This is a genomic window from Stenoxybacter acetivorans DSM 19021, assembly GCF_000745895.1.
Taxonomy (GTDB): Bacteria; Pseudomonadota; Gammaproteobacteria; order Burkholderiales; family Neisseriaceae; genus Stenoxybacter; species Stenoxybacter acetivorans.
The window spans coordinates 1-12601 of record NZ_JQKE01000071.1 but is presented as its reverse complement, the minus strand read 5'-3'; the positions used below and the strand labels follow the sequence as shown (position 1 = coordinate 12601).

General features: G+C 46.7%; 13 protein-coding genes. 9 read left to right on the top strand and 4 right to left on the bottom strand.

Features of this window, described 5'->3' with window-relative positions; genetic code table 11:
* The 3 genes from Q384_RS09530 to Q384_RS09520 all read left to right on the top strand — a co-directional run.
* Positions 1–316: ISAs1 family transposase (locus Q384_RS09530; protein WP_037587442.1), on the top strand; the 316-nt coding region annotated here is incomplete at its 5' end.
* Between the two features lie 7 nt (positions 317–323).
* Positions 324–2573 carry a YadA family autotransporter adhesin gene (locus Q384_RS09525; RefSeq protein ID WP_037587439.1) on the top strand — a complete coding sequence of 750 codons (2250 nt, stop codon included), beginning with the start codon at positions 324–326 and terminating at the stop codon, positions 2571–2573.
* Positions 2574–2678: 105 nt separating this feature from the next.
* Positions 2679–3089 (top strand): hypothetical protein, encoded by a 411-nt coding sequence (locus tag Q384_RS09520; protein WP_037587437.1) that lies wholly within the window; start codon positions 2679–2681, stop codon positions 3087–3089.
* Positions 3090–3095: 6 nt separating this feature from the next.
* On the opposite strand, the gene Q384_RS09515 is transcribed toward Q384_RS09520, so the two are convergent.
* Entirely contained in the window at positions 3096–3404 is a 309-nt protein-coding gene (locus tag Q384_RS09515) for a hypothetical protein (protein WP_037587435.1), read from the bottom strand.
* 116 nt (positions 3405–3520) lie between these two features.
* Here Q384_RS09515 and Q384_RS09510 point away from each other — a divergent pair, with 116 nt between their 5' ends.
* Genes Q384_RS09510 through Q384_RS09505 form a run of 4 tightly spaced genes read left to right on the top strand, consistent with a single transcriptional unit; the run spans position 3521 to position 4664 of the window.
* The gene (locus Q384_RS09510; protein WP_051940842.1) at positions 3521–3910 is read left to right on the top strand and encodes a single-stranded DNA-binding protein; all 390 of its coding nucleotides are present in this window, start codon (positions 3521–3523) and stop codon (positions 3908–3910) included.
* A gap of 12 nt (positions 3911–3922) precedes the next feature.
* Entirely contained in the window at positions 3923–4090 is a 168-nt protein-coding gene (locus Q384_RS13395; RefSeq protein WP_156956532.1) for a hypothetical protein, read from the top strand.
* A 2-nt stretch (positions 4091–4092) separates the two neighbouring features.
* The gene (locus Q384_RS13390) at positions 4093–4263 is read left to right on the top strand and encodes a hypothetical protein (RefSeq protein WP_156956531.1); all 171 of its coding nucleotides are present in this window, start codon (positions 4093–4095) and stop codon (positions 4261–4263) included.
* Complete coding sequence (locus tag Q384_RS09505) at positions 4260–4664, top strand: hypothetical protein (protein ID WP_037587433.1); 405 nt, start codon at positions 4260–4262, stop codon at positions 4662–4664. Before Q384_RS13390 ends, Q384_RS09505 begins: the two co-directional genes overlap by 4 nt.
* Here the strand turns inward: Q384_RS09505 and Q384_RS09500 are convergent.
* Together Q384_RS09500 and Q384_RS09495 are read right to left on the bottom strand one after the other, a co-directional pair.
* The gene (locus Q384_RS09500) at positions 4659–5363 is read right to left on the bottom strand and encodes a hypothetical protein (RefSeq protein ID WP_037587431.1); all 705 of its coding nucleotides are present in this window, start codon (positions 5361–5363) and stop codon (positions 4659–4661) included. The two genes, Q384_RS09505 and Q384_RS09500, sit on opposite strands and share 6 nt — an antisense overlap.
* 66 nt (positions 5364–5429) lie before the next feature.
* Positions 5430–5663, bottom strand: coding sequence for a hypothetical protein (locus Q384_RS09495; RefSeq protein ID WP_037587428.1), 234 nt, complete (start codon positions 5661–5663; stop codon positions 5430–5432).
* Between the two features lie 158 nt (positions 5664–5821).
* On the opposite strand from Q384_RS09495, the gene Q384_RS09490 reads away from it, so the two are divergent.
* Together Q384_RS09490 and Q384_RS12725 are read left to right on the top strand one after the other, a co-directional pair.
* Positions 5822–7867, top strand: coding sequence for a type IV secretory system conjugative DNA transfer family protein (locus Q384_RS09490; RefSeq protein WP_037587427.1), 2046 nt, complete (start codon positions 5822–5824; stop codon positions 7865–7867).
* Positions 7868–7889: 22 nt separating this feature from the next.
* Positions 7890–12209, top strand: a complete 4320-nt coding sequence (locus tag Q384_RS12725; RefSeq protein WP_051940839.1) for an LPD7 domain-containing protein — start codon at positions 7890–7892, stop codon at positions 12207–12209.
* A gap of 80 nt (positions 12210–12289) precedes the next feature.
* On the opposite strand, the gene Q384_RS09480 is transcribed toward Q384_RS12725, so the two are convergent.
* Positions 12290–12601: integrase core domain-containing protein (locus Q384_RS09480; protein ID WP_156956530.1), on the bottom strand; the 312-nt coding region annotated here is incomplete at its 5' end.

The following is a 12601-nucleotide window of genomic DNA, read 5'->3' as shown; positions in this document are numbered from 1 at the left end:
AATCAATGGAAAAACAACCTATGAACAACGATTATATATCAGCAGCTTATCAAACAATGCCGAATTGTTGAATCACGTCATACGCCTGCATTGGCGCATTGAAAACAGTTTGCATTGGTGCATGGATATTGCTTTTAAAGATGATCAAATGCGAGCCAGAAATGGCTTCGCTGCTCATAACTTGGCCATATTACACCGCATATCTCTTAACCTAATCCGCCTATCACCTGTGAAGCGCAAAGGTGGCATTAAAGTACAGCGATTACTGGCGGCTACCTCTGATAATTACCGTGAGCAACTACTGAAACTGTGTTAAATCTTTCATGCGATTGCCCTGTTTGGACACCCAAGTAACCACTAACAGCGGCAGCATTACCCAAATCCAAACCGATGTAACAAATATCGACAACCGCGTTACTGCCAACGAAACCACGCTAATCAACCACGAACAGGACATCACCAACCTGTACGCCGGCTTAAACGATGGCTCTTTGGGTTTGGTGCGCTACGACGCAGCAAACGGCAAGATTACCGTTGCCGCTGCTGAAGCCGGTACCCGCGTTGATTTCAGCGGTACGGGTGGCAGCCGTATTTTGACGGGTGTTGCCGCGGGAGCCGTCGCGCAAAACAGTACCGAAGCCGTAAACGGCGGACAACTATGGCAAACCGAACAAAATCTGCAATCGCAAATCAGCAACATCAGCAGCGGCAATACCCAAGCCGTGGCAGATTTGGGCAGCAATGTTGATGCTCTGGGCAGCAGCACCGCTGCCAATTTGGGCGGCGGTTCATCTTATGATGCCGCAACCGGTGCGGTTTCCGCACCAAACTATGCCGTACAAGGTACAAATCACGCTAATGTCGGTGATGCACTGACGGCTTTGGATACCCAAGTAACTGCCAACAGCGGGGATATTACCCAAATCCAAACCGATGTAACGAATATCGATAACCGTGTTACCGCCAACGAAACCACGTTAATCAACCACGAGCAAAACATTACCAATCTGTACACCGGTTTAAACGATGGCTCTTTGGGTTTGGTGCGCTACGACGCGGCAAACGGCAGGATTACCGTTGCCGCGGCTGAAGCCGGTACCCGTGTTGATTTCAGCGGCACTTCAGGCAGCCGTGTTTTGGTGGGTGTTGCAGCAGGATCAATTGCGCAAAACAGTACCGAAGCCGTAAACGGTTCTCAACTGTGGCAAACCGAACAAAATCTGCAATCGCAAATCAACAATGTCAGCAGCGGCAACACCCAAGCCGTTGCCGACTTGAGCAGTAATGTTGACGCTTTGGGCAGCAGCACCGCTGCCAATTTGGGCGGCGGTTCATCTTATGATGCCGCAACCGGTGCGGTTTCCGCACCAAACTATGCCGTACAAGGTACAAATCACGCTAATGTCGGTGATGCGCTGACGGCTTTGGACACCCAAGTAACTGCCAACGAAACCACGTTAAACCAAGTTCAAAACACGATAAACAACCTCAATAACGGCACAGCCGGTTTGGTGCAGCAAGACGCGAATACCGGAGAAATCAGCGTTGCCGCCAATACCGGCGGCACAACGGTGAATTTTGCGGGAACACAAGGTGATCGTGTTTTAGCGGGTGTTGCTGATGGGGCTGTTACTCAAAACAGCACCGAGGCGGTAAACGGTTCTCAATTGTGGCAAACCGAGCAGAATTTGATCAATCAAATCAGTAACAGCACGGCTGCCAATGCGCAAGCCGTTGCCAAAATCGAAGCCAAAGCCGACAGTCTGGGGCAAGATACGGCGGCGGCTTTGGGCGGCGGGGCGGCGTACGACACCACAAGCGGCAAGCTCACTGCACCGAATTACAGTGTACAAGGCAGCAGCCACAACAATGTTGGTGATGCTTTGACGGCTTTGGATACTCAAGTTACCGCCAACAGCGGCGACATTGCCCAAATCAAAACCGATGTAACGAATATTGACCAACGGGTTACCGTCAACGAAGCCGACATCAGTAACATCAAAACCAATGTCAGCCACATTGACAATCGTTTGACCCAAACCGAAACCACTGTGGCGCGGCATGAAACGGACATCACCAACATCAACGAACGTTTGAACAACACCGGCATTGGCTTGGTTACCCAAGACAGTACCAGCCGTGAAATCAAAGTGGCGGCTCAACAAGACGGCACGGTGGTGAATGTGGCAGGAACACAAGGTGATCGGCGAATTACCGGCGTTGCCGACGGACAAGCGGCAAATGACGCAGTCAATCGCGGTCAATTGGATGCGCTGGCGAGCCACACACAACAAACGATGCAAACACTTGACAACAAAATCAATGCCAACCGCAAACACGCCAGCCGAGGCATTGCCGCTGCAATGGCAATGACAATCGAATACCCGCAGCAACAGCCCGGTCAATGGGCGGCGGGCATGGGTTTGGGGCAGTATGATTCTGAAACCGCGCTTGCTGTTGGGGTGAATTACCTCAATAAAACAGGGAAAGTGAAAGTTTACGGCGGGTTTGGTCAATCACTCTCTTCAGACAGCCGCCCCGCTGCCAAGATCGGGTTTGGCTTTGTGTTTTAACCGTTGTTTTAACCGCATTTAAACCCTGTTCTGCGTTACTGAAAAAGCGAAGCCGCCAAGTATGGCGGCTTTATTCATTTCACAGAAAAATTCCGGAGAAAAACCATGTATGTTTACTTAAACACCAATGAATTGATGCACAGCGATATTGCTGTTTTTGCTGTTTTGCATGGTAAAACCGACCTGCCGCCCAATGTGTTTGCGGTGGGTTTCTTTTTACCAGACGGCAGGTTTTATATCAGCGATTTTTGCGGCTCTGTGCGTGATGCGGAAGAACTGGTTTCATTTCTCAACGGCGGCAATTTAGACAAGACTGCCGCGTTAAACAAAAACAACAGCACGGAAACCACGGCAATTGCTGATTGTCGTTCTAAAATTTTACGGCTGTTAAACATCGGACGCGGCAGTGATCAAAACTGCCATAACCGAGAAGCAATTCAAGCAACCAATGAAACGCGGCTGCCTGAAAGGGCAGAAACCATCCGTAAAAACATCTTACACATGTTGAGTTGCTGAAACTGCTTATTCATCGGTTTCGTTTACCCAGCTGACAGATTGCATCAATTGTTCCGCACGCTGACGGGTTTGCAGCAAAAACTGGTGGTACTCTTCGGTTTGTTTTATCTCTTTGAAATACAGTCCTGCCGGTGAGTCATCTCCCATGAATTTACTCAATACTTGCCGTTGTTTATTGTTTAGGGTATCCACCGAATACAAATCAAACAGCAGTAACTGCTGAACCACTGTCTGCAAACGATCCAATTCCACACGCACCACCGTCAGTTCTGCACGCAATTCAGTTAATTCATCATTTACGGGAATATCTGCCATGAATGCCACCCTCCTTTCAAAAAAACAATCCGCCAAAATCGCCGCATCAATCCCGAAAGCGTTCCAGATCTTTGATCCACTGTTTCAATATTTTCACATCAGAAAGCGTACTCATCATGAATCCTTATTTTAATCGCATTACCGTTATGGGTAACTTGGGCAAAACGCCCGAACTTAAATACCTGCCCGATGAAACGGCAATCACTACACTCAACATCGCTTATAACGAGCGTTATACCGACAAACAAGGGACACCGCAGCAGCGGACAGAATGGTTCAGTGCCGTGCTGTACGGCAAGCAAGCTGAAATCGTCTGCCACTTGTGCCGCACCGGCAATACCGTACAAGTACACGGCAAAATCAGAAGCCGTCATTATACGGATAAGCATGAACAGGAACGGACGGTGTGGGAAATTATCGCCGACAGTGTTCAAATCATCAGCGCGTCTGCTGATAATAAAACCGAGCCGGAAACAGAATCAGTCACCGAGCTTCCGACAAACTAAAGGGAGATAAACATGATTTTTATTGCGTTTTGCTTCTTGATCATCACCTTGGTAGAAGCTGTCATGATTTGGATTTTAGCGGACACCATTAGGGGCTTAGACAGAGCCGAAAACTTGCTGAAAACACAACAAGGTATCCGTATGAACAATACGGATACTGCGAAACAGGAGGAGAATTAAACATGGAAATCACAGCATGGTGTTTGACAGGCGTTGTCATTGCTCAGACCGTTTTGATATGGTGGCTGCGAATTTTAATCAGCCAACTGGATCGGCATGGGAATGAGTCTGCTAGGAAATTGAATCGCAAGGCAATTTTTTTAGAAGAAAAAATAGAAAAGAGGATATTATGAGCAATATAATACTTTTCGATCGAGAAGTTGATGATACTTTAGTCACAATCAAAACAGCAGGCGCGATAATCAATCAGTTAGTCAAAGCGATTCGACTTTACTTTGACAATCAAATACCTCAATCAGCTGAATGGTATATTTATCGCGTTCATCGCAGCTGTCTCTGTCATGCGCTGGATCTGAGTCTGTCCGGGTATCAAAGCATCTCAGTCATCATCAACGAAGCCGGTGAATTTTTTGAACCGATGAATATTTCGGAAGATTTCGCGCAGCAAGCAACTACGGTCTATGACATGAAGGACAGTGCCGATGCCATGTATTTCATTCTGGCTTTGACTAAGCAACTGGATCTGAAATTGTGCGCATATCATCACGATCGTATCGAATTTGCTCAATCATAGTGCAGATTGGGCTTTAATATCTTTGGCACTTGGTCTTAAATCCAAATCAAACAATGAATTAATCTTAACCAACACTCTGGATTCTTTTTCTTCATAAACAGGGTTCATAAAGAAAGCGCGTATATATGCCCTATTTTCAATAGAAAAATTCAGTAGAGGAATCAAATTATTTCGGTATTGATATTGTTTCAACATGTTATCGGTCAGTACCATGATAACAGGTTTGGCAGGGTATAGTTCCAATGTGTCATAGAAATTAAGAAACCACGCATCATTTGAATGCCTAACTCTACAGTTCCCCATATGCACACCAGAAAATTTACTATCATTATATACTTTGTTGAAATATTTAAAAAATTCCCGAAATGTATAATATCGCTCATTCAGAATTTTAAAAACCTGTTCTAGGTTTGATTTCTCACGTGCACGCAGATAATTGCCAACAAGAACTCTAAGTTTTTCCGTCCTTGTAAGGCTTTTTTGGTTTTTTTTACCATTGTTCTGATCAATTAAATGTAAGGTTAGGTGGTTTTTGATATTTTTACCGGAGGTAACATCCTCACTTTTGTCATCATGAGACTGAGTGGTGCGCTGAGGATTTCTGATAAATATATCAATATATGATGATGTTTTTATTTTTTGGTCTTGCTTTGAGGAATTACTGTTTATTTTTTTGGTACCACCAACAATGTCGCTCACTTTTCCGCTATCTATTGCCTGACAATTTTCTGAGTGAAATTGCTTAGGGAATATTCGAAAATGTGGTCACTTTGAATATTTACGTGTATCTGAATCATAGTCAAAAACAACAAATTCTAAATTGACTGAAGACAGTTGCGTTCTCGTTCCGTCGTATTGTTTACACTCGGAATCAGCACAGTAGAAATGGAATTTTTTTCGTTTATCTGCATCTAGTGCAAGATATTCCATACCAGCCTCTTCTATATCCATATTTTTATTAAGCTCAATGCAGAAAGCAATATCAATTGATGTACTCATGGTGAAGCTCTCAAAATTTTAAGGAATTTTCAGTATATTAACCACCCAACCGCCTCTTGTGAACTGCACCCCGAAAGTTGGACACCCAACCCAACTTTAAAGGTGCAGTTCAGTGTGGCGGTTTTTTTACGCCCGCTCTTTACACAAGGGAAACCCGTATGAATCAAAACCCACCCAAACGTCTGCCTATCCTATTATTCGGTTTAATCACCGCCCTGATTTTCGCTGTTGCCGGTCAATATCTTTGCTCATGGCTGTTTATTGATCAAGTCGCTGCCAAAGCCCGTCCTTCTTTAATGCTGCTGTTCCGTTACTTCAACGCCCGTAATCAATTGCCAAACAGCTGGACAGTACCGTTTTACCTGTATTTCGGCTTATCCATTTTCGCGCCGATTGTGCCGCTGCTGATGGTTTTGATTCTCGCGTTTGCCAAAGAAAAACGAGAGCTGCACGGTTCAGCACGGTTTGCCAACCGCAGCGAAATCTTCCGCTCGGGGCTGCTGCTCAATGATGAGAAATTAAAACAAAATCTAAAACGAAATATCAAGATGTATCCCGATTTGCTTATCGGCAAAGTCGGCAAGGATTTTTTGCGCTGGTCAAGCAATACCTTTCTCTACATTGCTGCCCCGACCCGCTCGGGCAAAGGCGTGGGTGTGGTGATTCCGAATTGTCTGCATTATCGCGGCAGCATGGTGGTGTATGACCCTAAGTTAGAGAATTTTCTCATTACGGGTGGTTTCAGAGAGCGGGAGCTGAAACAAAAAGTGTTTCTGTTTAATCCCAGCGGCGTGATGCCTGAAAACGCCACCGACTCAAACGCACCTTTGCGTTCACACCGCTGGAATCCGCTTACATACGTGCGCCGTCAAGCCGAATACACTTACAAAGATGCACTGAGTATTGCCAATATCCTCGTCCCGAAAAGTGAAAAAGGCGGCTCGTCCAAATTCTTTGACGAATCCGCCCAAAAGCTGTTTACGGGCTTAGTACTGTATTTGGTTGAAACCGAAAAAGAGCGTTTCGATGCCGACCCCGACCGACAAAACCCGCGCACTTTAACCACACTATCCAACCTCTTTCGCATGACCGCACCGAGTAACGGCATGCCTTTAGCCAAATGGCTGCAAGAAGATTTGGCGGTACGGGAAGCCAATCCCGCGCTTATTCAGCTTTCCGACCAATGCAAAACCCTGCTCTATGGTTTTGCAAACAGCAATGAAAAAAGCGGTGCGGACGTATTAGCTACATTAACCGCAGGCTTGGGCATCTTTTTAGATCCGGTGGTTGAAGCGGCAATTTCGGGTGATGACTTCGATTTACGCGAAGTACGTACTCAAAAAATGACGGTGTTCTTGGGATTAAATCCCACAGACACACAGGTGTTTGCCAATTTAACCAATCTGTTTTTCAGCCAGCTGATTGATCAGAACATCAAGCAAGGTTTGCCTGAAGACTATCCGCCAGCAAAACATCAGTGTCTTTTGCTGATGGACGAATTCACTGCCCTTGGTGTTGTTCCGGCGATTAAGCACGGCGTTGGCTACATCGCGGGTTACGGTTTACGGCTATTCATCATTATTCAGACGCAGTCCCAAGTTACTGAGCTATACGGCAAAGAGGGGGCGCAGACGTTCTGGAGCAATTTTGAAGCACAAGTCATTTATCCGCCCAATACCACCCAAGAAGCCGAGGAATACAGCAAGTTACTGGGCTATGAAACATACAAGGCATTATCCAAAAGCCGCAGCATGGGCAAAAGCGGCAGCCGCAGCAAATCGGAATCGGATCAAAAGCGGGCGTTGATGATGCCGCAGGAGCTCAAAATCATGCCGAAAACCGATTGCTTGGTCAGTTTGTCATCGATGCGCACGATATATGCCAAAAAAATTCGCTATTACGAAGAGCCGATATTTCAAGCCCGGGCGAATCTGCCTCGGGTGGCGATTCCCGTATTACACGTCCATGTCGGCAATCGTCAATCTGTACCCAAGCCGCAAACCGAAGCAGAACTCAATCAAACCGCACCGCTGGTAGAAACGGTGAACGGCGAAGACGCGGGGTTGAAACTGCTTAATAGCCTGATGCTGAAAAACAATAAACCGCAACCGCAATTAACAGAAAACTTGGCAACGCATTTAGATCAAGACGCAGCCGATCCGTATTACTTACCGCTGCTGCACCAATTGCAAGCCAAAAAATAATGTTCAACCATAAGGATTAGCCATGACTGACCGCAATGAGACTGACCGCCAAGAAATTCAAAACGCCTTAAGTTATTTAGACAGCCAAAACCGCGATTTATGGGTAAAAATGGGTGCGGCAATCAAAGACGAATTGGGCGAAGACGGCTTTGATGTTTGGGACGAATGGTCCCGACAATCGTCCAACTACAAAACCCGCGATGCCAAAGATGTTTGGAAAAGCCTGAAAGCAGGCAAAGTGCGGATTGGCAGCTTGTTTTATGAAGCCCGTCAAAACGGCTACAAACCCGAAAAGCCCTATGCCCCGCCAACCGCCGAAGCACAAGCAAAACGAAAAGCCGAAGCGCAAGCGCGACAGCAGCAAGCCGCCGAAGCCACCCGTGCCGCCCAAGCCAAAGCACAATTCACCGCACAAACCCTTTGGAAAAACGGCAAAGCCGCCAATCCCAACCACCCTTATCTCAAAGCCAAAGGCATTACCGACCCTGCTGTTATCAGTCAAATCAAACAAAGCCGATACCAAGGGCAAAGCAATTTGCTGATACCGATGAGGCAAAACGGTGAAATCGTGTCCATGCAATTTATCAATGAAAACGGCGGCAAACGCTTTCTCACCAACGGCAAAATGCAGGGCAGTTTTACCGTTATCGGCGATGAGAGCAACATTAAAAACGGCGTGATTTTAGCCGAGGGTTTTGCGACTGCCGCGAGTCTGAACCAAGCCACGGGTAAACCCGTGGTGATTGCTTTTAATGCAGGTAATTTGAAAGCGGTTGCGGAGCAACTCAAAGATAGGCTGCCTGAAAACGCACAAGTATTGATTGCCGCTGATAATGATGTTTCTCAAACAGGCAGCCAGAAAGCCCATCAAGCTGCTGAGGTGTTTGGTGAGCGGGCGCAGGTGATTTTACCGGAGTTCAGCGAAGCAGAAATTGCCCGCTACCAAGCACAGTACGGCAATGACAAGCTGCCCAGTGATTTTAATGATTTGCAGCAATTGGCGGGGATAGAAGCGGTGAAGCAAAGCATTCCTGAACATTTCAGGCAGCCTGAAATACCTGAACCGCCATTGTCGCTTGAACCCAAAAATGAAACAATGCAAACTGTTTTCAGGGAGCATGAAATGAGTGAGAACAATCAAGATAATTCAGAGACAACAGAACCCAAGCCCGAGCGCAGCGCATGGGGAGACTTTCCGCCTGTGGTGCGTAATAGTGATTTAGGCGAATTATATAAACAGCCTGAGTACAAAGCCGCCAAAGGCGGTGATGTTATTGCTGCCAAACAGATGATTGATAGAATGCTAATCAATAAAGTAGTTGCTGAAATGAAGCAAATGATTGGTGATCGCAAGCCGTACCTTGTACCTGTGCTGGCTGAAGAAGTTTCGGGTAAAAATAAAATTCCATTAGCAATGGCTCATGCGTTGGGACGTGAATTGGATTTACCTGTGGAAGAGAATATCAGACAAATCCAAAAGGTCAATCGTACTGGTTCTGGCATTGATCATCGGTTTGCCCATCAGCCCATATTTAGTGGTGAGGTAAAACCTGACCGTGAATACATTGTTGTTGATGACTCCTTATCAGTTGGTGGTACAATTGCTTCATTAAAAGGCTATATTGAAAATCGTGGCGGCAAGGTACTGGGCGCAGCAGTCGTTACGGCTCATGAGGGTGCATTACATTTGCCTGTCAAACCAACCATGCTGGCAAATATTGAGCGCAATCATGGCAATGCCATGAACCAATATTGGAAAAGCGAATTTGGTTACGGCATTGATAAACTTACCCAAGCCGAAGCAGGACATTTAAAAAAACCAACGGTTGAACAAATTCGAGAACGCATTAATATTGCACGGCAATTGGCACAGCAAGCCATTGCAGAACAAGAAACCTCAAAGGAAAATCATCATGAACCAAACTCAAGTACCACAAACCCTAATCCCAAATCAGAACGCACCGCGAATGCTGACACAAGCAGAGATAGACGAACTGGACAGGGATATGAAAATAGCATCGGAATGGTTGAGACAACAATATCAAAATCAACCGAGAAAATTCAACTTCGTAACGGACGAGAAACCGAACTAAGCGAATCCGCCCCAAAGCCTGAAGCCGCCAATCCACCATTGGCGGCTTCTTCCATTTCGGAAGAAACCAAACCCGAAACCGCTATAGCACTGAACAAAACCATTGAACTGGAACCCATCAAACGCCTGACTTCTCTTGATGAAGAGCAACAAGCCGTACAAGATGCGGTGATTGCCCAAGTGGAAGCCGACCCCGAACGGTTTTTACAAAGTTACGCCAATCACCCCGATTCTTTTAACGGGCGTTATGTGTGTTCTGATTTAATGAAAGACCAGTTTGCGGAGTATAATGCAAGCAATGAGGCGCGAAGCCGTTATGTTGATGCTGTCCACAATACTTCAGCGGTGCTGGCTTCGGCTCAGTTTAAACGGGCTTTAGAAAGCGCCGCACCCAATCAGGATAAAGCTATTTTTTTGACGGGTGTGCAGGGTGCAGGTAAAACCTCATCGGTATTGTATGCAGGAAAAATGCCTGATGATTATGCCGTTATCTACGAGGGGCAGCTTGCCAATCCCAATGCTGGAATTTCTAAAATTCAGGCAGCATTAGACCAAGGTTTAAAACCGCACATTATTGCCGTTCACGCCTTACCTGAAAACGCCTTAAATAATACTTTTAAACGCTTTAATGAAGTCGGGCGCGGTGCGCCGATTGAAATTATGGCGCGTTTGCAAGGTAACTTGCCAAATGGCTTGGAACAAATTCATCAACAATTTGGCGACAAAGTATCTTTAATGATTGTTGATAAACGTGATATACATAATCCGCAGGAATATCACGGCTGGAACCACATCAATCTTTTACGCTCAGAGGGCAATCATGAACAACTTAAACAACGACTTGAAACAGAACTGGAACGAAACCGCGAACGCATCGGCGAAGCCTGTTACCAACACGCCAGAGAATCAGATTTTTACGGGGGAACAGTGGTTAAAGGGACTAACCGCAGCACACAAGCGAATGAGCGAGGACGAGGAATACCGCCAGAAAATCGCCAAACGGATACACTAAATCAACCGGTTAAACCCGAAGCCGCCAATCATTTGGCGGCTTCTTCCGTTTCTGCCACCCCGAAACAGGAGCAAGCCATGGCCGAACAGCCTAAACCAGCCGAACAACAGCAACCCACCGAAAACAGCATTGAATACACCGCACGGCAACAGCAAGCGGCAAAACCCGAAACCACCAAACCAACAACATTTTGGTCTTTGTTAAAGAATGCCGCATGGTCGCCGCGCACACGTGAAACCACCGAGCCGACAACCCGAACTGACACTTCACTTGCCGACACATTTGCTCAAAAAAAAGCAATTACCGACATCAACTACGACCCGCCCGAGCATTTAAAACAGCGGTATCTGATTGCCAACGGACATTTCCAAGACAACCGGCTCTACTACGACAGCCAAAACGCCGCCACCGTCTTGTTTGAAGACCAAGGCAAGAAATTGCGCACCGCTAAAACCGACGCGCAAACCGTCAAAGACATGCTGGCAGTCGCCCAAGCCAAAGGCTGGGACAGCATTAAACTTTCAGGCAGCAAAGAATTCAAAAGCCTGATGTATGCCATGGCAGCGAGTCAAGGCATACAAACCACCGGCTACACTCCTACCGCAGCAGATTTGGCATTGGCAGAAAAACTGCGTCAGGAAAGAAGCTTAAACAGCATAGAAGCAGGAGAACAGCAACACCGTGAAACGGCTGCTCCGGCGGCACCGGCTGCGCGGACAGATCCAAATCAAGCTACCGCCGAACGCATCATTGATCTGAAAAAGCAAACCGAGCCGGATCTTGCCGCACTGGCAGAAGCCGATAAATTGGAAGCGCGCAATCAAGTACCGATCGGCGGTTCACAAACCGAAACACCCGCACCCATAGCGCGGGCAGCCGACGATTTACGCCACGCCGCCTTACAAACCGAATTGGTAACCGTCAAAGCCGCATGTTCCGAAAAAGTTGCCGAATTGTCGCCGATAAACCAAGCGAAGTTTGGTTACTACGAGCGGCATATGCTGAAAATCTTGGACGGTTTAGCCGAACACCCGCGCACAGAAGCGATGCGTAACTTTTATGAAAACGCCGCCAAAGACATGGACGGAAAAGAGTTCAATTGGGTACACCCCATGCAAACACCCGAGCAGCAGCGCGCCGAGCAGCAACAGGCACGTGAACAGCAAGCAACACAGCGGCAATGGCAAACCAATCATCAGGAAACACAGCAAACAGAGGGTTATGACATCGATCGTTAATCCTTTCAGGCTGCCTGAAATTTCATTAAACCAAAAAAGACCGTTTTGTTGTATGCAGCAACAAAACGCGGCTGTAAGAATTATCCGCGTTGTTTACACTTTTCATCAAAATAAAAATATTTCTCTAGTACCTCGTATGGTGTCGCTCCGTTAAGTGATTTATGGGGCTTCACCGTATTGTAGTAGTTGATGAAGCGATTTAGCTCCAGCTTTCGATACTCACTGTCCTGAAAGCGTGTTTTATCGTGCCACATCTGCATCAACGTCCTGATAACCCGCTCTGCCTTACCATTGGTCTGTGGGCGGGCAACTCGGGTAAATTTTTGATTGATGCGATGTTCTGTACAGACCGCCCTGAAAGCGTGTTCCGGCGTTCCCTTGTATTCTGTCCC